The sequence below is a fragment of the Cellvibrio chitinivorans genome (assembly GCF_035117775.1).
Taxonomy (GTDB): domain Bacteria; phylum Pseudomonadota; class Gammaproteobacteria; order Pseudomonadales; family Cellvibrionaceae; genus Cellvibrio; species Cellvibrio chitinivorans.
This window is the reverse complement of record NZ_JAYKKN010000010.1, coordinates 41,637-66,773: the sequence shown is the minus strand read 5'-3', so window position 1 is coordinate 66,773 and position 25,137 is coordinate 41,637. Positions and strand designations below refer to the sequence as shown.

The window sequence follows — 25,137 nt, the reverse complement described above, 5'->3', positions numbered from 1 at the left end:
TTATCTCATCGCTGGCTCGACATACTCGAACCAAATTACGGTTATTAATTTTTATTAAATCAGGGAGGTTACCGCGTTGCGCTACTCGACGACTTGACTTCAACTTTTGTTAATACATCTTCCGAAGCCTTTTTCACCGCCGCGCGAAGTTGCTGCGCAGCTAATTTCTTACGAATTTCTGCACTCACCTCGACCAGAGGCTTCGGTGCAAGTTGTTTCACACCGACTATTTTGATTAGATAAATTTGATCATTCACATAAACTAAGTCAGAGATCTCGGTCTCGCTTAGTCGGCTAATGGCCTGCTCCAACACAGGATCCAACAACCCGGGGCGGGCGCGCCCTTCTTGATATTTGATCATATACGCTTGCGCTAATTGATCTTTTGCGGCGCTCCAATCTTTGGTAGCTTTAATTTCCGGAATTGCGGCTAAAAATTTATCTCGCGCTTGCTGATTTTGTGCACTACTCAATACTAATATTTGAAAATCACGCACAAGCTCACCACCAAACTCTTCTGGATGCTTATCGTAATGAGCCTGTACCATTTCCACAGTCACCGGCTCAGGTACTACGTGCTTTGCCAAATATTCTTTAACATAGAGTTCTTCTTTGTAGGCATTAGCAGATCTATCAATCTCTTCCATTTCTTCTGGCGTTAATAAAGATTCCATTTGAATTTTCATAGCTCGGCTAGAAATTAAACTATCCAGAATCTTTTCACGCAGAGCATCATCTACCTGCGCAAATGCCTGGCCTTTCAGCATACGCTGCAACATAAAATCCACATCTGCTTGCGTGATTGCTTCCTCATTTACATAAGCAACTACAGGCGAAGATGGGCGTTTTATGGAATCATCCTGTTGCACTGTTGAATCGCAACCAGAAACTCCTAATAACAATGCACCAATCAAAATGGACTTCAACGTAGGCTTGAACTTTAAAGATATAAATCTTCCAGCAGGAAAATCATAAATCAATTGAGATAATTCCACAGATGACATTGAATTAATCCTGACGCTTGATATTGACAGTTTTCATTAAGCGCTCAATCTCTGTGGTCTTTGCCTCGTTACGCAGCTGGTACTGAATTTCACCCTCTACAGACTCAAGAGGACGCTTCATTACCTGCGGGCCTTCAACCATTTTTACGATATGAAAGCCGAATGGAGTAAGGATCGGCTCAGTGATCTCGCCTGGTTTTAATGCAAATAATTTTTTTGAAAATTCAGCATCTACCGCGCCATCTTGCAGCCAACCAAGGTCACCGCCTTTTTCAGCAGAGACAGTGTCCTCAGAATAGCTTTTTGCCACCTCAGCAAAGTCTTCACCCTTTTGTAGTCGACTATAAGCTTCGTGTGCACGGCTCAACTTTTCCTGACGTTCCGGCTCTCCCATCGATTCACTCACGCGAAATAGGATATGCGCGGCATGTACTCGCTGCGATTCATACTGCGCTTGATTAGCAGTGTAAAAGTTACGAATTGCTGCCTCATCCACAGTATTTTTCAATTGCTGTTCGAAGTAACGACCAATCACCATTTGGCGATGAAACTCTTCGCTTTCTACTTTTAACTGTTGTTCATCAAGAACATTGGTTTTTTCAATTGCTGAAACCAATGCCGTGCGCTCGATGTATTCATCCAGTGCACGTGCAACACGGTCTTTATCCTGCTCGGGAATACGCTTAAATTTTAAATACGCGTTAAATTCTTCTTTGGATATATCCTTTCCATTTACAGTGGCAACCACATTGGAATCTGAACAACCTACAACCAACGCACCTATGAGACACACCACTGCAACTACATTTTTTTTCATTATTTATCAACTCCAAAAATATTGTTTCGACAACCTAAAACTACAAAAACTTTCTCACGCCGATCCGGAAAAATACTCACACCATCCGTAATAGCCCAATTCGCCGGCATCACCACAATCTACACCCCACCACTCAATAACACGAGGATCATTCATATCGAAAAAATCAGCGTAATCAAGCTCACCTGCTGTGCTTACATCTATGGTGAACACTCCATTGTTGATATTGTTGCTTTGGCTCAACACCAGTATTGAATATTCGCCTTTTGGCAAATGAACCAAAATTGCACGTGTTTCTCCGCGAGTTCCAATAACTGGGTCAATTATACGACCTTGCTTATCTCTAATACTTAACAACTCTGGTGCAAAATCGCTGGATTCAAGGCGAATTACATAATCGTCATCTTCCCCCTCACTTATGTTCAATGGGACAAGCACCCCTTCCACACCCAACAATTCTCGAATAGCTAATGTGTTTGGACTGGTGCTCTCAACTGGCAATGGAAACCTAACTGGAACTGGCTCAAAACTGTTAACACTAGAGCCTGTACCTAATTGATAGTTACCACCATAACCCCATGACCAGAGGCGATTGTATTCATCCAACGCAAGACTAATGCTATATCCGGCCAGAATTTGAGAAACTCTCGCACCCATCAACGGATTGTGATTTATTAAGGTCGGTTTATATATTGATGTCGAGCCAACTAATCCCAACTGACCTTCAGAGTTATATCCCCAAGCCCAAACCTTGCCCTCCATATCCAGCAATAAACTGTAGTTCGATCCAGCAGACAAGGCTCGAATTTTCACCCCATTTAATCCACTCAAATCAACAAGTACCGGAGCGGTAACCTTTGAAGAAACAGCTTGGTTATTACCCAGTTGTCCGTAGTGATTTTCACCCCAGGCCCAAAGCTGACCAAGATCATCTAATACCAATATATGACTTCTTCCAACAGAGTAATCCTCAACCCTAGCAATACCAACTGAGGCTAAATTAACGCGTTTTGGCACTGAACTTGAATAGGATCCATCCATCCGTTCTATCGAATAGTTATATCCCCAAAACCATAGTTCCCCATTTTCATCCAAGGCAACAGACAGGTTCTCTTGCGCTTCAGCACGAACTATCTTTTTCCCCTCAAAAACTGCGGGATCCAACAACTGCGGCGAGTAACCAACATTAAGTACACCTAACTGTCCATTGCTGTTAGAACCCCATACCCACAACCGTCCCAAGGAGTCCAGAGCAAGGGTGTGTTGGTTCCCCGAAGAGATGGCAATTATATTTGCATTATCAGCAAGTAAACTTTGTACATTCATATCAACCGGATATGGGAGCTGTTTGCTGATATAAATTGTTCCGTTGCCGAGATTTCCATACTGATTCTCTCCCCAAGACCAGAGATCGGAATTATCGTCTAACGCGACAACAAAACGATTCCCCCCATCCAAACTCTTGAAGGATTCACCATTTAACATTGAGGTATCCATTAATATCGGTGTGCTTCGTCTTGTGGAAGCCGAAGACTGTTCCTCGCCTAGATAACCATTACCCCATGCCCACAATCCGTTTTCTTTTGTCATGTATGATGCATTACCCGCAATGGCAAATTTTCTCTCGTCATTTCGCGGGCAACGAACAACTTGCTCTGCCAGCTTTGTCATTGATGTATTAAATACTTCAATACGCCCTAATGGATTTAACGAGTAGCGGGGGCAACTATAGTCCAGAGGCACTGAAACGGAGCACCCTGCACAAACAACATGATCAAAACTTGTTTGTCCGCCACTACTTACACCAGCAGCACCAATAAATTTAACCAGATACTCTTCGGTGCCATTTGCGCTATAGGTTAACTCTGTAGTTCCTAACGAGAACCCAGGATCCACGTCTATCGAGACAGTAGGCTTACATGAGACTTTTACAGTTGTTGTAGCAACAACCTGTTCAGCCTGATCAAAAATTCGAAGAATTTCTTCTTTATTGCCAGACTCAGTGCATACAGACGAACTTATATAAACAGGAATTTCTTTTGTACCCACCCATGTAATTGGTAATTCCGTCTTATTAGCTTGATCAAAAGCAAATACCCCTGAACTTTCTAGTGTTACAGAAGAAGGCACAAAACTTGGATTTTCAATGGTTAAATTGGCAGCAACTACTGAACTGCTCCGACCAGCAGAAATCGCTATCGACTTTGCTGATAGCCAGGCTGTGATTTTGTTTGATTCCAAGCTACCTATAAGCTGAGGTTCGTCTTGATATGGATATTCATTGTTGCTTATAGCATTGCCTACCTGTCCATATTCATCTCCACCCCATGCCCAAATTCTATTGGCAGAATCCATCAGCAAATAGTGATTGAAACCAGCATCAATAGACTGGACTTTAGCACCACCCAAATTCGCTTGATTTAATGGAATAAATCCTTCAGCACTACCAATATTCAGAATCCAAACCTGACCGTTACCATCCAATACAATTAAACTTTCACTACCTGATTCATAACTGGCGTTATTATCACTAAAGCTCGTGCTACTGATAGCAACAATCGTCGCACCAGCAAAGGAAGTTGTATCCAGTTGAAATGGAATATGAGTGTGCGCACTACTTGAACCGGAAAGCGCGCCTAAACCCTCTCCCCATGCCCAAATACGGTTTTGATCATCAAGCACAAAATTACGAGCCCCCCCTGCTTCTATTGCAAGAATTTTTGCTCCTTTTAAGCCCGGAATAATAATTGGCTCTGGCTCTGGACTATAAACCGCATAATACGAATCACTTTCATAATTCGCTCGTCCCAATGACCCCGAATAATTCAAGCCCCATGCCCACAGCCGATTCTCTGCATCTAGCGCAAGACTATGAGCACCCGCACTTACGGCAATAATATTTTTAGGTAAAAAGCTATTAACCGATGGATAGCGCGTAGTCCAGTTACTTTTGCGACTATAACTTCCCCATTCCCATACATAACCACGTTGATCTAGGGCCAGGTAATAATAATCACCAGAGACAATCGAATTTAATGCAGCGGGTTTTTCTTCATCGGGTAAGAGCTTACCTCCGAACCAGAGTTGGCCACTTCCATCAATAACATTATTTTTATATTGTCCAGAATTAATGTTTTTAATATCAGCGACATCTACACCACTTAGAGAAATGGTTTCTGGATTAGGTAATACATAAAAATCACCAGTATAACCGTATCCACTATTAGCAGGTGGAGTGCCAATAGTCCGTCCCCACGCCCACAAGAAGCCGTTTGCTCTAACTAGATTGCGGAACCGACCAGCATCAAAGTCCTTTTTAATTGGAGGGCAAGCGATAGCAATTGAATCAACCTTTGTGCCGTTTTCATAAACATTCAAATCACCCAGCCAGTTTACGAGAGTAGAATTACCACAGTAATTCACAGGCAAATAGAGTTCACAGCCAGCGCAAACATCAGCTGTGATAGGTGTAGAACTATTGCGAGGTATAAAACCGACAGACAAAGCTGAAGGACTGTCATTATTCACACCAAGAATGGAACTTTCTCCCTGAGTTTCTATGGCAACACTCATATCAGGCACACAACGAATTGTCGCATCCTGATTAAACAGCACTGTATTGTCTTTAGCTAAAATTTTTATCGGAAAGCTGAACTCACCAATCGATGTACATACAGATGCTTCAATTTCTATTGTAGTTGCAACGCTAGTAAATCCTTGCAGCCACAAATAATCGCCATAGTTTGAAAAGTATAAGTTTTCATTATCAAAGCGCAGTGTTTGCTCACTGAAATATTTTCCATAAACTATTTCTGTCGACGCTATTTTCACAGTGCCAGATTGGCCTACAGTGATGCGGGTAACTGGCGAATATAGATTCAAAGAAATTTCTGGCCGGCCAGCATTAATATTTCCAATAATTTCTGGGGTCGCGCGGAAATACGCATTTTCATCAGTCCCTAACTGTCCATAGCTATCAGATCCATGCGCCCAGAAATTACCTAAATTATCTAGATAATATAAATTATCACTCCAAGGGAAAGCGAAACTCACTAGCCCCGAATTTTCCTGCCCGCGGAAGTCTGATTGAACCGGTGCAGTTAAATTATCTTGTGCCCCCATTCCCAGCTCTATCCAGTTGGAAGCTCCCCAATACCAAAATTTGCCAAAGGAGTCGATTGCAACTTTAGGGGCATTTTCACCTGTATTTGCAAGACCAATTTGACCAAAAGAAGCTGCGGCTAAGCTGCCTTCCGCTGACCACTCTAAAACAGCTTCATATTCCCTAATAGGTGGATAGGCCTGACTCATACTGACCTGTAGGTCGTACTGGCTCCCGGAAGTCATACTGCTGAACCAGGATCTACTAACCTCAATAAAATAAACACCAGCATTAAGATTAAGATTAAGTTGAGAATCCTGTAGAGATGCACTTCCACTATCCAAACTGTATGGAGAGTTGTCGTTGTAGCTTATTTCTTGACCAGTTACATTTAACACACGAATGAAGGAATTGAAATTTGTGCGATCAATATCTATCGCTACTGAAGTAGATGGCTCATAAACGGTAAATTTATAATATTCATACCCTCCGGTTGTTTGGGCACGAACAGACGCATATGGCATTGATGTCGCGTTTTCTACATCCACATTTTGGCCAACACCGAACCTGCCATCCAGATTAATGGCGCTTTGAAGGCTATTGTTTAAAGTCGCAAGAGGCTTAACCAACTGGGACTTGGAAGGTTCTAAGGTCGCAGGAGTACTTTGGACATCCAACTTCCAAATGTTGCGCAGATCATCAATGGCATATCCATTCTCCAGCTGACTTATCTTGCCTTCACCCAGCGCAGAAGCATCAACCTTTTGGATACCGGTGATTCCAGATCCCCAAACCCACCATTCATGATGTTCATCAAGAACATGTACTCTTTTGTTTTCTTCATCGAGTTCTACTTGAATAATTTTGGCAGAATTCATTGCTGATAAATCGATCAACACAAAACTGGAGCTAAATCCTACGACTGTAGAACCAAGCAACCCATTTTGGTTATCACCACGCCCCCATATACGTCCAAGATCATCCAATAAGATGATGGTTTTCTGATCAAGAGCTATCGAAACGATTCGGCTATCCACTAACGGTGAGGTATCGATAGATCTTGGATAAGTACTATAGAAATCCCCTAAATTACCCATCCCCCAAAGACGCCCCATATCATCCAGTATCAGACTACTCTCCTGCGAAGCAGCCAAAGCGACTACTTTTGCGTTATCAAAGTGATAACTAGGTACATTTACAGGATGACTTACTTCATAGTTCCAACTACTAATGCCTAACTGCCCAGAATAGTTGCGTCCCCATGCCCATAGCTGATCACCAGACCATAACAAAACATGATTTTTGGATGCGGCATAAATTGCAGGTCTTCCAACAACCGCCTCTTGGACCAACAACTTCGCGATCGCCGAAATATCTACATCAAAGCGCAGCAAGGTTACGGTGAGGTCGCTTTCACCTTCGGCCATTGGAGTAAAGACTCCATTAAGGTCAACAGTAGCCACAGCCAAGTTACTTGAAGAAAATTCCAATAATCCCGAATCGTTGGCGAGTTTGACGTCCTCAAAAGTACGACCATTGTGTACAACTGTTGCAGTGACATTGAGATTAATTGTTGCCGGATTGCTCCCCAAACGATGAGTAATTTCAGTGCGATCTACCGCGATGGCAGTAATCAACTCAATGTCAACATTAGCTTCGAGATCAGACGTTGGATCTGAATCAGACACCACCTCAACATAATCAGGCACACCGTCATTGTCGGTATCCGGATTATTCAAATCAGTGAAGTGCAGCATGGCTTCGTCGTAGTCACTCAAGCCGTCGCCATCGCTGTCGTTATTGCCAATTGAGCCACCGTATTCCAGCTCTTCCAGATTGGTGAGACCATCTCCATCCTTGTCTTCATCGCCATCATCGAGGCCATTGCCATCAGAGTCTCTATTCGTTGGATCAAGATCATTATCTAGTTCGAGCTTGTTACTTAGCCCATCGCCATCGAAATCACCATCTGCGGTCAAAACGCGAACCTGTAGTTCATTGCCCACGGTCAATTCACCAATTTCTCCGCTAGTGGTTATACGGATATTAATGAGCTGCCCATCAACCAAACCATTCGGAATAGTGACTGTTGGTGAACTCCAATTGAAAGATTCGGGTATCGCAACTGCGTTTACTGGTGCTACATGAGCTTGACTATTACGCAATTGATTAACCGACAATCCTTCTGCCAATGTGTAATTCAGAGCAAGCGCAGTCCCTTCAAGAACAAAAGCCTGCGCAGGAACGTTGAGATAGATATCAGGCGCACAAACGTTGAGCGCCTGATCCAGTACTGGATCATTTGCAGCAAGACCACGCAGACTACTATTAGTAGTACTAAGGTCATAACAAGCACCTAGCACTAAGGGATTGGTTGGGGTAAAGATCAGCTTGTTGTTATCAAGTATGAACTCGCCAACAACCGGCTCATTTGCGAGCGACAGGATCGCCGGTACATCAGCAGTCGCACCATCCAATGGTTCAGTGAAACTGATGACAATTGGGGTAATTTGACTGTTGATTGCTGATTGCACAGCTATGCTGTCAATCGCTGGAGGTAGCTTCAGGAAGTTGAAAGTCAGCGAACCATACTTCGCCACACTTGGCATTGCTGGGTTAATTCCAGCAGCCGAGACTTGAATGGTTTCCACTTCTGATGTGGTAATAGTGAAGGTGCCGTAGCCCTCCGTGATATTAACAGTTTGAATCTGACCGATATTGTTGATAACGGCGGAGCCATCTACGCTCGCGGTAAAGCTGGCGTTAGCAGCAACTTTAGTACTGCCTGCCTGGATAGCATGAACTCGGTTGTAGTGCTTATCCAGCAATGTTGCAGCGACAGTCACCACTTCGCCTACTTCCAATCGTTCAGAGTCACCTAGAGCCAAGTTGGTTCTTGATATCTCTTTCAATTCCAACAGGAATGGCTCGGCAGCGACCACATTCAGGGCAATGCCATTAACTTCACTATAAGTACCATTACCAACTACGTCGTATTTAGTGCTGATAGTGCTACCAGTCGGTACTGTTAATGCGGCCGTGTAACTGCCGGCTAGGTTGTTAGCAGTAACGACCACATTTGCCGTCCCCGCTTGCATACGTACTTCGGCGATCTCGCCACCATTTTCGAGAATTCCGGTGGTTACACCTGAGGCAAATCCGAAATGGAAGCCGCTGTATGGCAAAGCAATACGTAAGGTAGTAACCGAGTCGTTTTCTGTAAGGTTGCCGCCTGCATCAAAACTTTGGATGTTAAAGCGGAAGTTCTTACCGGCTTCGATCTCTGGAACGTGACTGATACGCAGTTCGCTGGTCGCACCCGCCGCCACACGCAAGCCCATGCTAACGTTAACCGCTGGATTGGCAGTTAGTTGCGCAGTCAAACGATAACGGCCTGCCTTGAGACCGGTATTAAAGTTGATATACGCCAAACCATTTATATTGGCCATGGTGGTACCAAGGTCAGTGACAGGTTCGGTTCCGGTTGCGATTTCCTGCAACTTCCAAGTCACCTCTTGCGATGGTACGCGGCGATTAGCTTTATCAACTATCTCGACCTGATAACCCGCAGTATCACCCACTGTAAGGTAGGCGTTATTGACACCAATATCCGCCGTGCTGTTAAAGAAGCGCAGTGCGTTAGGTTTGTAGGTGAGGTTAATTACCTGCTCGGTAGTCCGCCCAGACTGACCGAGATGGTCGGCAAGTTGAACCTGGAAGCGGTATTGGTTATCTGCGATATCAACCGATGGAACAGTCAGGCTTTGCTTCAATTCGCTATTGAGATTATTCACCGCAAACTGGGTGCTGTTGCCCGTCGCCGGATTAGTTTCCAAGAAGGAAACAACCACTGGATCAAAACCATCGTTTGCGGCGGTGAAACCTTTAACCCCCACCTGGATCCTATCGCCATAAAACGCATTCAACGGATGGGTAACGATAAGTTGTGATGCGTCGGGCACCTTGTCAGCGACAAGCGTCAGCGGCACAGATTGCTCGGATACCTGACCTTGATTGTCAACAACGCGCAGCACCAAATTCTCGTTACTGTTGGCAGTAACGCGCTCAGTGCGGCGATCACGGATCACGACATTGTTATGCTCCAGCAATGCCGGCGTCTGGATCGCCAAAGGTGTAGCAAATCCGTTCCAAATGACTTCCGCTTTTGCGATGGCGATCTCGTCAGTCACGTTCAGGTTTACCGTGACGAAACCGCGCTCGATCATTTGCAAGCTGGAACTAGCAAACAAGTTAATTGCCGGGGGCGCGTCTTCAATAACTTCATAGATATGAGTCTCGCTGTTGGTTTTACCAGCTTTATCTTTTACGTCGAGCTGGTAAACCACGGGTACACCTTTATTGGCACCGCGTTCATTAACTACTAACACACCATCTTCAAAGCGTGCGGCTACGATAATTCCGTTACGACGCAGGATCGCAGATTCAATACCACTCTCTGCATCGCTCACTGCCACACTCACTGCATAAGCGTTCTTCTCAATAATCTTGCCGTTGATCACCGCGCCGCTAAGCTTAAACGCCCCTATCGATGGTGAGTTTTCATCTTCAACACGCACCATTTCTACTGGTGTAGATTCAGCAACATTGCCGTAAATATCAATAGCGCGCACTTTCAGCAAGCGCGAAGTACCGGCGGGATAATCGCGATAAATAACGAATTCCGGACCATAGTGCTTACCAATAATCTTGAACGGCTTACCCGCGCCTTCCGCTTCGTAGTACTCCACCATACTGATGGGTTCAGCCGAATTCTGCACGACCGCACGCAGTTCCACCGGTTTTGGCGCATAGCTGACGGCACCGACTTTCGGACTAATCACCGATACACTGAGGAAGGGGTTGGTCGGTAAACCTTCACCTTGCAGCATCACTTTACGAGCATTGGACCAAACCAATTCGCCCTTGTCAGTCTCGATACGCGCACGCATGGTAAACGGCTGACCGTTGCGCAGGTTCGCAGGTACTTGCAGATTCCACTGATATGGGAAATCTGCCGAGCCACCTACTAGCTGCTCATTCACAAAGTACTGGATACTGTTAATACGTGTTGATGCTTGCACCGACAACATCAGGTAATCGCCCTGACGATACACGGTATTAATTGCTGGTGATTGCAGCGATGCATTCAGCGATTGCACCTTGCCATTCAAATCAAGAATACGAACGCCACCATCGCCCATGCCAATCGCCAGAAGGCCTTGATGTGCTGCCAGGCTGGTTGCCAGCTGCGGCAAGCTGATCTGAATATCCATCGGGCCAGTCCAATTAGCCGGGGCAATTGCACGCAATTCGCTGCTGGTTTCGGTGCGATAGGCAACCCACAGCACGCCATCCGCATAGTGCATTGCATTAACTGCCAGTGAGCCGGGAAGCTCGACGACTGAATCAGCAAAAGTATTGAGATCCATCCGGTGGATGCTGGTACCGACTGTGAAGAATAGGTAATCACCTGACATGGTCAGATGACTCACTGTTTCTGTACTACTGGCACCATCGTTGATCGAATCCACAACATCCGCGTATGTATCTAGCGGTAAATTACCGGGTTGGATGCGGTAGATACGACGGTTGATAGTACTGGCATAAATCGTATCGCCAAACGCAGCCAAGCTGATTACATTTTCACCGGCAGGCAGGGACAGAACATCGATTTGTTTCAAGTCGTATTTATTCGCTAAATGCAGCTTGTTGCCTTCAACGGCGACCAACAAACGCGTTGTCGTAGCTAAATCAGTGACGGCTACATTGTTGAATACTACTTTCGGCGAAGGTACGGCGGATTGATCAAGAGCCAGTGTTTCCAAGGCGATGACCTGACGCTTGTCGGATAGCGTCATATACGCCATGCCAGCATCCAGATGAATACTGCCTACAGCCAGCGAATAACCTTTTTCCGGGTAGGATTTAGTGGTCCAGCTACCAGCGTTGTAACTATTGTAGAGAGCACCATAGTAGCTGCCTGCAGCCAATACCTGACCGTGCTCAACGGCGACATCGACTACTTGACCACGCGCAATGTTATACGCTGTGAAAATTTCACCGGACTGAGGCTGTAGTTCAAGTACCTGACCGGCGTCATCACCAATCCAGAGTTTCCCAGCAGAAATCTGCGCCGCGCTGACATCTCCAGCGATGCTACGCTTGTAATCTCCCACCAGACTAACGGTATAAGGGTTGGTCACATCCCATAGTTGAATGCCTTTACTATTGATCGCAACTAGATAAGGCGCATACGCCAGCAAGCGATCTGCTACCGCAAAAGTACCGTGACGCAACATTTGGCCCTGGCTGTCGAAGGAAACCAACAGACCAGACTCAGTACTTACAAACAGACGATCCGCCGATTGCACCAGAGAAATCGGATCTTGCAAGGCTATCTGCGTAGCGACTTTGGCAAGTAATTCCGCCTCAGAGCTATTTTGAATGAATACAGCCGACTCTCTCCGCAACACCACAAAATCATTACCGAATGGCTGGATATCCAGAGCCTCTTCAGCATTGTTGTAAGCAATGGAAGGCTTACCTGAAACAGTCTGTTTAAGTGCAATTGGACTGATCCAGTTACCTTTTATGTTGAATGCCTGTAACTGGCCATCCACGATGGCCAACAGATTTTCACCTTGCATCGCGACATCAGTGACGGTTCCGGTCAGTGGGTAGAAACTGAGTATCTGGAAGTTTTCAACCGGATCAATAATTGCCAACCCTTGCTCTTTAAGAGCAACTAGCAAACGATCTCCCACACGTGCAATCGTGGTGATATCGGCATCGAGGCGGGTAAGTAATTCGCCGTCGCGATTGCGTAATTCACGGCCTTGGGTGAACCAAGCTTGATCAACATCAGGTAGCAGCAAATCGAAGATCTTACCTGTTGCGAACTCATTGAGCTTCACACCAGCAACAACACGTACCGGATAAGTAGTAGTTTCGATATTGCCGTTTTTATCCGCCAAACTCGCTGTGACATCAAACCCATCCACGGCTTCCGGAATCAGCATTTCCAATGAATTACTGCCTGAAGCCAACAATTTCCCATCACGATCACGTACTTCAATACTGGCTAGGTAGTTCTCAATACTCAGGGTGGTCATCTGATAGCTAACCCAACTTCCAGCAAATGCGGTATTGGTCACACCTTTAAGTATTGGTTGCGGAATTTGTTGTTGCGGGAACAACTGGACCGAAATGGTTTGTTCGCTAAAGTGGAAGTTATCGCCCCAATAGGCTCGTACTCGCAGGCTGAAGGTATCTTTCTGGGTGACTGTCGGCATGCGAATCGCCACTTGTCCGTTCACTGTATTTACTAGGACGCGATTGACCAGATGCTGTTCAAAATCGAACAGCGATACTTCCGCGAAGCGGAAACTATCGCCGCTTGAATCCAACGCAGAATAATGAATACTCAACAATTCACCGGATTTGGCTGCCACATTATTTGCTGGTGCCAGCAAAGTAACTGAGCCAGTTTCTGTCGGGTTAGCTATCAGGCTGACAGAGCCATTGCCCACTTCACTGCCATTAGCAGTAAGCGACCAGGACTGGGAAGTGCCGCTGGATGGCAACTGCATCCACTGGTAAGCCGTCGTCCCAGACATAGCCATAGGCAAGGATTGACCTGCCACATCTGCCGTTTGATTGATGATACGAGTATCTTCACCCGCACTTGCAACTAGCGGGATTAATGCGCCTTGTACGGCATTGGTCGCAACTCTCACCGCCACTGGTGCACTCACAGCCACAGTTGAGACAGAAATCGCCTGACTGGTAGCTGCACCATGAGTACGTCCAACAATTACCAGATTGCCCGACAACAGTTGATCACGGTCTATCTGTACCAAGTAGCCCTCTGTAAGTTGGCTGATCACCGCAGGAATCCGTTGGCCGGTAGTAGTTTCGACGTGCAAAGTCAACGCGCCAAGCAGATCTGCAGACGGACTGACCCTGAGTTCAACCGCATGCGGTAATTCACTGGCAACTACATTCAACGTCAGGGAATCGGCGGCAACCGCAATAGAACGCGCCTGAACATAGGTTACGCCGTCACGGGTCACATCAAAGAATGCAGCAGACGGGGTAATTACCAATTTGCGCGCAGCGCTGGGGAAGATACCAACAATAGATTCACCTTCCAGTGCAAACCATTGGCGACCTTCTGCCGTTGTTGCACCTAACCACAGAATTTCACCATCGCTGGTGGATTGCTCCACTTCCGCTGGCAACATCGCTGTTCCCAGCAACAACAGGGAACCGTCACTCTGCAGACCAAAGTGGCTGACGTTGGCACCTTTCCATGTATACAGAGAGTTACCCGAGAGGTGGAAACCATCTTGGTTAGGCAGAGCTACAAAACTTTCCTGATCGACGCTCGGAAGAACTGCTGCAGCAATCCCTAAACGATAAACACCTGCGTCAGTAAGTACATAAAGGTTATCGCCCACAACCTGAGTTGCAACGATGGTGTCGCGCAATGGCAAGGCTAGGGCCGGAACTGGGCTACCCGCAGTGATGCGGCTTGCACCTATTGTATTGCCATAGGTGAACCACAGATTGGCACCTTGAGCTGCAATCAGATCAGCAGCAACCGGCCAAGCTCTATCTGATGAGGCGACAGCGCCGCCAGTCAATGGATAGCGTTTGATTAATAAATCCTGATCAACCTGCACCTGTACCACCAGCGCAGTACCGGCGTTATACATGTGCAAGATCTGGCCTTTCGTTGCTGTTTCCAGCGTACGTGCGCCAACCACCAGACTATACCCACCTACGCGTTTGTTAAAGCCTGCCACCAATGAGTCCGTCGGGACCATACCTTCGATGTGCAATACATCTACCAATACCTCATCAGCATCCAGCGCTTTAAGTTGATCAACTGGAGCCGCATCACTAAAAAACGGAATTTTGGTGATGCTATGCGTAGCCGTCTTTTCATGCCCGGATTTGTCTTTCAATACAGTCTGCACGCTTAACGCTTCACCTGCGGCAGATACATTAGCCACTAAGCGCTGACCAATCGCACCGGTAATTGCCGTCGCGGCATCTTCAGGATCCTTAATTGATACCGAGGATAACGGTGAGAAGTCCACCATGGTTTCTGGTACATAGGTATCTACTTGGAATACCGAACCGGTCAGCACTCGCTCTGCTGGTAAGAGTTGGGTTTCCAACGTTTCCGCGATACCTTCGTCGTCTACTACATTCAGGAACTTGAAGCCCCTGAGTAATGGTGTAAGTGTCGTTTTCTGGATACGAGCCAAAACCACCACATTTTCATCAACCGTTGGCAAATTCACCGTCACGAATTGACGTTCTGGGTCTTTCGGGCCACGAGTCAGCTGCACTACCGGCGAACTGCCTTCAATACCACCGATATCCAGATACAAATCTGCCGCCAGCACATTGCGCATCAATACTTCAAAGCGCACGGATTCACCTTCCTGGAAGGTGGAGCCGTTGGCAGGAGTGATTATGTCAACCTTAGGTGCGCCAGCCTCTGCGTCATACGGATACAAGGTTACGCTCTTCACGTCGCTGACGAGGTTGCTAGAATCCGTGGCGCGTACAGAGATGATTATCTCAGCCGCCAGATCCTCTTCAGTTGGCACGAAGCTATATACCGTTGGATCGGTGAGCACTTGCCAAGCACCACCATTACGCTGTACTTCGACTTTGTCGATGCCGTATTTGTCGAACGCACGGATCACAACATCAGCGCGTTCACCTATGGCGACATAATCGCCATTCGCAGGAGAAACTATCTCCAGCGTCGGCTTGGTTTTGTCTTTGGCCAGAGTGTAAGTCTGCTTAAATTCCTTGGTGCTGCCAAAACCGTAGGTAACCACTAGGTTCACGTTCATCTGCGCAGACAGTGCACCAGCCACGACGCCCGGAATATCCTGAAGCTTCGGGTTAATATAGGAGGCATAAACTTCGCCAGTAGCGCCATTGTATTTGCTGGTCGCATCCATCCGGCCGGACTTCATTTGCTCCACCGTGATGACGGCGGCAGAAACCATATCCACATCACCAATCAAATCGAAGTGGGCTTCAGATCTAACTGACTCTTCTGGCTCATCCGGGTTGGTGCGGAAACCTTCCAAGTTAATTATTGGATCAACCAAACCAGCATTGAAGGACGAAACAATCGTTTTACCGGCTGCATCTACCGCTTCAAGCTCTACATTTAAGAACTGATGATTTTGGAAGGCACTATATTCAAACCGGTTGGTGTCGGCATTGACGTTCGTCCAAGCAACCTGATTACTGTCTACCAGCACACGTCGTTTGAATGTCACTTTGCCCGGGTAGTTATCCGCCGCGCTTACCGCAAAGGTGTACTTACGACCACGGGTCAGCGTCATAGCCGGATTTACAGCAGTACCATCCGGTAAGCGCACAATGCTCAACGTACGTGGTGCCAGCGTATCCGGCGCAGTCAGTGAATAGGTGTATCTGCCACCGGCGGCTATGCTGGAACCGGTAGCAATGTTGCCCGCCACATCCGTAATACCATTGACGGTGATTTGGTAAGCGGCATTATTTTCCAAGCTTTGTCCGTCTTTCAGACGCAAACGGACAGACTTCTCATTCACAATATCCAGCACAAAGCGCGAAGAAATATCCTGGTCAGGCGTAGCACTGTAATCCATGAATTTCTTGATAACCGCAAAGCTGCTCGCTGTAACTGGCTCGTTGAAGGTCAGGCGCAACGGCTCAATCATGCCCATGGTTTGCAAGCCATCTTTAGCCATCAGCTGCACGGGCGCAGTATCATCTACCCCCTCAAGCAACAGACTAACCGGTGTTGTCACGGTCTCGGCGGTATCAGCGCGCAGGATCACGACTTGATACTTCATGCCTGGAGTTGCCTTAGGAGAGTTATCAATAATCAACCGTCCGCTTTCAAGGCGATGGACAACTCGATTGCCCTCGGTAGGTTCATGACCGGAACCATGGGGGAATACATGTACAACTAGGCGCCCTTCAAGGCCCAGACCTTCCACTTGGATACGATTGCCTCCACTGTCGCTCAGCAGTTTGTTGCCTTTAGCGTTATTGGTGGACAAGCTCTGGATTTCGATTGCTTGGGTAACCAGCAATGCAGCGGGAATGGTTACTTCCTGATTGGCGCTGGTGCGCACCAAACTTAAGGTTTTAAGCCCAGAAGCTGCAAAAGACGCACTGAATTCCAGCTCCGTTCCAGCAGCATTTATTGTCCAGCTACCACTTGGTAATACTTGTTCGCCAATTGTTACCTGATCAACCAGTTGCAATTGCTGGCCGATAACCTTGTAGTTCGTCGTACGATTGGTGATGGTATTTTGCGGCGCAATCGCCAGCGCACGAATGGGTGACAAACCAAACAGCGACTCGGTTTCCAGCATCCACGGCAGATCGATATTCACCTGCGCCCCATCAATATGATTTTTCGGCTGGTTAAAAAGGCCTGCCTGGTAATGCCCACCAAGGCTATAGACGGCACCGTAGGTTTCAAATAACAACTGGTCGCCTACTTGGCTAGTAGCACCTGAAAGGTTAGTCGAGGTGGAACGTGCAATTACGTTGACGGACACCTGATCCCAGTTCGCTGGTTCACCGGCTATATCCGCCGTGAGAATGGCATTTGCTGAACCGATACGCTCTGGAGTGAATTTACGTAAGTTATTAAATGGCAAGCGGGTATTGATGTATCGCGTACCACTACGCCACTCCAACAAGGCGCCGTCGAAGTTAAGTTGATCGATATTCGTGGAATCAAGGCGAATATTGCTTAAATGATTGAGAGCCAGTATCGGGCCAACTTGGTTCAAATCATAAACACTCAATCGCTGAGCGCTGGTATCTAGTGTCGCCAGCAATTCGCCATTCAATGCCGCTTGGTTGTTATTGGTGTTCACCGTTCCTAGGGAAACTACACTTGAGCTCCCCGTACGACCCGCTTTAATCATCGACCAATGCAACAGCTCGATAGCAGATTGCGAACGAACCATGATGTGGTGGCTATTCAGACTGATTGATTCTGCATCTAGCAGCGCGAACTCAAATTGGGTTCCGCTCACACCCAGAGACGAGTAAGGACGATACTCCACTGCACCAACGCCTGTGCTGCGCACGTTTAGGATTGCAACACCATCGTAATCGTATGCCACATCACGCATTTCTGCAGCGAGGGTAATTACCTGCGCATTTGAGCCACGAACAGACGCAGTGTAGAGGATCTTGTTACCTTCACCGATCCAGTTGTCGCCAGCGAGATGGATCTCGTTGATCGGTAAGCTTGTCGGATTATCAAAACGGCCTATTTGTTTTGGATCATATATATTGGACAGGTCATAGGTATAAACCACTTTGCGACCTTCGTTAACCAGTAACGACAAATAATGGTTATTCAATGCCGCGCCCACAATCGTCGCAGGTACACCGCCTCTGGATAACAGTAACGGCAACTCACTTTCGCGCGTGCTCGACAGTGACCAACTGGTATTTTCGTAAGTCAGTATCAAGTCTTCATAACGCTGGAAACCCTGTACACCCGTCAAGCGCAGTGCGGATGGCAACTCGATAGTCAGTTCGTTGTTCTGAACCGTATCAACACCGGATGATGTGTTGCTTATCGCAATACGCAGATTGCCAAGAGTATTGTCCGGCAAACGGAAGCTAACCAGATTGGCCGCTTCCATACGGACATTTTGCGCCGCTTTACCGTTGACCAAAATTTGCGTCATTTGGCTGAAACCACGCCCCTTGATTGCTACCGTTTCCCCTGAGTTATATAGGTAGTTCTTCACGGCAGTGTTAAGTGTGCTGGTAACGGTATTGTACAAGCCAATACCATCAATCGCCGGGTCGGCAATATAGGTGAACCCAGCATGGCGACTGACGCCTAGATTTCCGTTGCTAACACGCACGCCGACCACATAGTTATCGGTTGGAGAAGCTGCCAGTGCCGGCAACCTAACCTGCAGTTCATTGTTGTTAACCACGGTGATTTCGCTGGTTGGCACCAACTGGTCGCCAAAACTTACTTTGGTCTGAGCAGAGAAACCTTCACCGAAAATGCTAACTGTCTGACCACCGCGCCAGCTTGCAAAAGACGGAGTTATGGTATCGATGCTAGGTTTCTGATGAATAGAGGCGATGAAGCGGAAGCTGTAATCCGTTCCCAGCGTCTCGCCATGCAGGTCGCGAATAGCCGCCGACAAGGTCACACGATAGCGTTTGCCATCTGCAAATGCCGCTGTTGGGCGATATACCAGTTTGGTTCCAAAATTATTGACTTGGCTACTGACAGTTCCCGCTACTAATGCGCCATCCTGTGTCACGCTGAATAATGCATTTTTATGCGCCTGCAATTGTTGCGCATCCAGCAAACGGTTGAACTGAACTTCTACCGGGGTATTGGCTTGCAATTCACCTTCTGCATTCGGGATGTGCTCAACAATCATCAATTGTTTATTGACGATTGTATTCAAGCGCCCGCCGATATGGTTGACCTTGGTGGCATCGTCAACCGGGTTCTCGACCGCTTTATCGTTTAAGTAAGCGAAGGTTGATCCGGCGTAGATCGCACGTGGATGAACCGCTGTTGCACCCACATCGCCCATAACCGAGAAGTAGTTTTTCAGCGCTATGTTCGCTTTGTAACGGCCTTCGAGCCATGGGGAGATGTCGTACAGCTGCAAATCACCCTGACCCGAACTGACAAACAGGGTTTGGCCTTGAAGGATCATCTGGCCAGCGTTGATTTCACCGTTGCGTACCAGATACGCGAGGTTAAGAGTAGCAACCGAATCAGCGCCGCCTTCCGCATTTTCCTGGAACAACAACACAGAGCCGGAGGTACCGGTGGATACCAGAATCAGGTTGTTCTGGATAAGGATATCTTTCGGCTTAAAGCGATTGCCGCCTGGATCACGCACATTGATATCACGCAATAGGTTGTAATTGCCACTCATCAACTCGACTTGAACCACACGGCGCAAATCGGTCAGGGACACCCACAAGCTATCCCCCACAACTTCAATCGAGTAAGGCACTCCTTTCAGTTTCACACGATCAACGGTGGTGAGTTTTTCCAGCGTACGTGCGGCGGTAATTTGATAAATCGTTACGCCTTCGGTAGTCGACAGGTACAACAGATTATCTTTAACCACCAGGTCGCGCACGGTACCAGTCAGCGTGATTTGGTTGATCAACAACGGATCTGCCGGCAGGGTCACATCGAAGTGGTACAAATGATCGCCACCCGCCGCAAACAGATTGTTACCTGAGGCTCCCAGAGCAACAAAGCCGGTGGTACCCAAGCCGCCGGTCACATCGAAGTGATACGGATTGTTAACGCCGGCGAACTCTTTGTTGAGGATCACTGGATGCACTGGATCAGAAACGTCTGCCGCCACCAAGCGGGCAACATTGGAACGTAGACGTTTAGCCACACGGCCTTCACGATTTATTACTTCGTATTCGCCACCGGTAACGGTGTAAAGTACATCGTTGTGGAGCAATACGGCTGCTATCGGACTGGGCTTGTCAGAGACCAAGTCTACAGAAGCAGTCTCCTTCTCTGCATAAAAATAATCCACTGCTGATATAGATTGTTCACCAGGGAATTGCAGATTTTCCGCCTTGATTTTGGCAAAGCCAAAACTATTGGCTGGTGCTCTAACTTGGATGTGGTTCCCGCTAATTACGCGCAAGTCACCCGCAAGTTTTTCACCAATACTGATGCGGGTTCCGTAGTTGAATCCGCGTCCGTAAATATCGACCACATTGCCGCCTTCAGGCGGTCCGCGTAACGGATTGACGTCTTCGATAACCACCCGTGGCAACACCACTACAGCGCCGTGACGGGTATAGGCGAGGTTGCCTTTAAGCACGCGTACCGACAGGGACGTGGTATTGGCATTGAGGAACAGGTTGGGCACATCAACCAGTATCTGGTTGTCGGCCACACTCTTGATTGCGCTGTTCGGCAACAAGGTTTCGCCGATATAAACGCGCAGGTCTGCAGCGTTGGTACCGAAGTCGCTACCCTGGATCAGGGCCTGCTCGCTGCCGTCCGCATGGAAATAATGGGCAGCCAGGGTTTCACCCGTTTTCCTGACCACGCTGTTGATGAGCGGACGTGTGCCTGAACCTAGTTCATAGCTTGCGCTAACTGGTACAACCAAGCGCGCATCGTCCAAAGTACGCAGTTCACTGTTGATGTTGAGCGAGACCTTGTTGCCGGCAATCGGCGTTCCGGTAATCGCAACTTCAACGTAACCACCAACGAGAGTATTAATCCCCTTAAGGGTGTATTGGTTCGCCGCTAGTAATACCCCATTACCATCGCTCACGCTAATAGCGCTCCGCAGTACAGCCTCACTGGTGTTAATCAAATTATTCAACTGTATGCTGATGGTCTCGTTGGCACTCAGGCGACTGCCATTTACCGGGGACAGGCCAGTAATAGTTAACCCAGGACTGCGGCTATCTATCAATCCCGTAGAGGAAGCAACAAACAATCCACCCTGATTTGCGATTAGCTCCGCGCCGGGAAGCGAAATGCTCTCCCAATAGGAAGCTTTGTAACCGGTTACCGGATCAGCCCGATAAACAATCCGCTCATTCTGGCTGGTAATGGTAATTTGGCCGTATTGCACCAGCATAGACGCATTGAAGTTATTCACTTTAGCGCGATCCAGTTTCTGGATTTGATAGCTGCTGGTATTCGGCAGATTATCGAACACTGCCAGATACAAATCGTAGTCACGCTTCAACAGCACATACAGCTCACCATTCAACCACTGCACATCCAATGGCTGGCCTCTGAGAGCGTCGGTATTGAATACTAGCGGCGGATAACCGAGCGGTGGGCCCAGTTCATCATCCCCCAGATCGAAGAAGCGGATAAATCCTGTGCCTAGGTCATCGGCAACTGACATCGCAAGGATATTTTTCAGCGAGTCATAGGCCACATCAGTCGCTATATGACCCGGAACTGGCATTTCGGACAGCACCAATGGGGTCTTCGGATTAGTGACATCCACCAGCATCAAGCCTTTCTGACTGGCGGCTAGGAAGGCAGAATTACCTACAACCTCTACACCTAGCACCGGCGCATCAGTGCGCACTTGGCTGAGACGAATCGGGTTTTCCCAGATACTGACATCAAATATTTCCAACCCGCTCGGGATTAGGAAACGATTCTTATCAGTCGGCTCAGCGCCGGATCTGACACCCACATACAGGTAGTCGTTGACCGCTTTGGAACCACCGATCACATGCGGTGGATAGTTTGGCAAACCAACAGAACGACCAGCCTGCAATGTATAGGAAACATTACCCACCAGGAATTCCTGGCCATTCATGACTAGATAGACACGGTACAGTTTTGGCTCAATAGCCGTCGGAAGGCGATAGCTGAAAGTGTTCAGCGTTTCAACATCGTCTTTCAAGTCGATGACCGATTCCAAGCTGTGAATTGGCTGGCCGCCATCCACAGGGCGCATAATCACTTTTGTGCCCGGCAAAATCACACCAGTGGAAGCACTTATCGTCACTTTGTGCCCCCCCTTTAGATCAGCCGTCTCTGGGCTGATGCTAAAGCGGGTCAAATCAATATCGTCACCGGTCACAATCGCTCCGGGGAATTCAGCAGTCAGCTCGTTATCCAGCACACGCAAGTGATGCTGACCAACCTCTAGCGGAACTAGAGCCAATGCTTGCGCTGGGATCTGCAGCGTGTTTTCGTCAACCCAATCAAAAGGCACTGAATATTGGTCAACATACACTTTCAAATCAGGTGAATTGCGGAAGCTATTTCCATGGATCGTAATCGGTGCCTGCTTGAAGCGGTGATAGCTACCGTTAGTAATACGCTGGATTACCGGCTGGATCGCCGCCTCATTTGCTTGCTCGAACCGGCCGGTAAATCTCGCCCATTGGCCGCTGCCGCGTAGGTTACGTGCCTGATCTACTACTACTTCGTAACCAACACCCGATTCACGCTCAAAGTTAATAGCGAACTCTTTAGATGAATCATTTTCCGGCGCTATCGCTGCTACTACTGCTGGTACAACAGCACCGCTATCAAGGCGCTTCACTTTCACAGCACCCTCAGCTTGCAGGGACCCCAAGGTCACCGGCTCGTTAAAGCGGATACGATAATCCTGATCAATCGATAGGAAGCCCCCTTCTTTCACCGAACTCTCAACCACCAGCGCCGCTGGCAATTGCAAGCTACGCAGACCGGTGGTGCCGCCAACCGCGATAAGTCGATCAGAGAAATAATCCACTCCGAAGATGATTTCGCTATTACCAGCTGATACCACTTGCGGAGCCAAGGGTTCGGAGATATCCAAGGCCACCAAACCATTTTCCGCCGCCACTAACAACGTACTTCCGAGTACCAGCAATCTAACCGCGCGGCCACCGCCGTCTTGCAGTTTGTTGGTTACTTCAAAGCGGGTTTTCACATCCGGCTGGGTAGAATCCAAAATCTCGACACCTTTGCTACCTAAGGCGACGATGAGGTATTTACCATAAACCGCCATATCGTAAACGGCCCCATCAAAGGCGTATTCACGGGTTTGGGCGAGATCATAAATATTGGTCAGTGTAATTGAGTCAGAAGCGCGATCGGTAAGAGCGGCAACATTGGTATCAATAATGAACGGACATGTACTCCACTGAACACCACGCGCGCTGTTACTTGAGTAGAGCCAGCCGGCATTGTACGAAAGAGCAGTACCACCACCCGGTACTGCCAGGCTTCCCATATTGACCGGATCTTGCGGAACCATCAGGTTAGCACCACGCAGACTCAAACCTACGCCATTTCCAGCAACATATTGGCAAGGTTCATTGGGTACATTTTTCGCGTCAACACTATCGAAACTGCTAGCAAATAATGCATAGCCTTGTTTCTCGATATCCTGAATCATCCCCTCATCAATCAGAGCCTCGCTCAGCAACTGCATGCCGTTCTGTTCTTCAAGGTTGAGGCGCGATACTCCCCCATGACCGTTAGACACGTACAGTCGTTTACGCCAGCTATTTTCATCCCACTCGGTCACTGCCTTCAGACGTAACGAGTCCACTGATAGCGGCATATAAGTGTCTTGCAGGCGAGCCAATTCCACTTTTTCCTGCTCGGTGATAGTAGGCGCTGTGTTGCCCAAAATGCTGCCCTGCGACTTGCTATTTAAGCGGCCGTGCTCTAGGAAACGCTTGATTTCTGCCGCACCCTTTTCGCCACTTGGCAATGAGCCTACGCCACCGACCAGCAACGGATTGTTCGCTTGTTGTACGGCAAAGCTTAATGCGCGCCATGTTTCCGGAATGATGGTGTTGCTAGCCTGATTGGCTTCAGTGAACGTATCCGCAGCGGAGAAATTGTTATGGAAATAGCCTGCTGCCGTAAATGCAACACCGGTTTCCTTATCAACATAAACATCAAGTAAATTCGACCTTGCCGCGCGCGTGCTGGCGAGGTGGCGAATACCGTAACCAAAGCCTTTGGCACCCATTAAGTTGGTAGTATTGCCGTAACTATCCTTTCCGTGGATGTTCACCAAACCGGGTGAGCCACGCGGCGTGATAAAGGTAATTTTGTTACTGGAAAGCACTTCAACGCTCAGCGCCGGAGATGACCCAACCACAATCGACAAACCTTCAGCCACCGTATTGCCCGGTTCAAATCCTTCGCCGTAAAGCGTTACTTTGGTACCGCCAACCATGGGGCCCCACTGAGGCTCAATCGCAGTGAATTTGATTGGAGCATCAACCTGAATGCCACCGAAGCGCGTAGCAATTTCACGCACGCCGTTCACCTCAACGCTAGCGGTGAGGTCATAGGAGCCCGGTGCTGCAATTTCCGGTACTTGCGCTTTGATGATTACCACACGGCTGTCATCCTGACTGCGCTGCAAGGATTCAACCTGTAACTTGTAGGATCCGGCATAGAGATTGATTTGTTCCTTATTTACCGGAACCCCAATCATGGCAACAGTAATTGGATAAGTTTTACCCGCAGGCACGCGGCGCGGTACTACTGATTGGATGCGAGGCGCTTCCGGGCGCGCACCGCGGTAAACAAAATGAACCTGTTGTTCGCTGGCAAGTTTGAACAACGTCAATCCTTCTGCCGCTTGTGCAAGCTCCTTCTGGCTGCGCAGACCGGCTTCAACAACTACAGTGAATTCTTCACCCAC

3 protein-coding genes (1 of these 3 cut by a window edge) are annotated in these 25,137 nt (G+C 47.9%); all 3 read right to left on the bottom strand.

Annotated elements, in window-relative coordinates:
* Positions 1–68: 68 nt before the first annotated feature.
* Tightly spaced (at most 54 nt apart), the 3 genes in view from SPL68_RS17740 to SPL68_RS17730 form a layout consistent with a single transcriptional unit that may run on beyond the window.
* Positions 69–1,004, bottom strand: coding sequence for a peptidylprolyl isomerase (locus SPL68_RS17740; RefSeq protein WP_323816511.1), 936 nt, complete (start codon positions 1,002–1,004; stop codon positions 69–71).
* Between the two features lie 4 nt (positions 1,005–1,008).
* A complete protein-coding gene (locus SPL68_RS17735; RefSeq protein ID WP_323816510.1) occupies positions 1,009–1,821 on the bottom strand; it encodes a peptidylprolyl isomerase in 813 nt (270 codons plus the stop codon).
* 54 nt (positions 1,822–1,875) lie between these two features.
* Positions 1,876–25,137, bottom strand: the 3' portion of a protein-coding gene (locus SPL68_RS17730) for an RCC1 domain-containing protein (protein WP_323816509.1). It continues 14,823 nt past the right edge of the window; only the last 23,262 of its 38,085 coding nucleotides appear in the window; its start codon lies beyond the right edge, outside the window; it ends in the stop codon at positions 1,876–1,878.

Excerpts from the sequence above, each read along its gene's own strand:
- SPL68_RS17740 (WP_323816511.1), bottom strand. The coding sequence starts at position 1,004 with ATGTCATCTGTGGAATTATCTCAATTGATTTATGATTTTCCTGCTGGA.
- SPL68_RS17735 (WP_323816510.1), bottom strand. The coding sequence starts at position 1,821 with ATGAAAAAAAATGTAGTTGCAGTGGTGTGTCTCATAGGTGCGTTGGTT.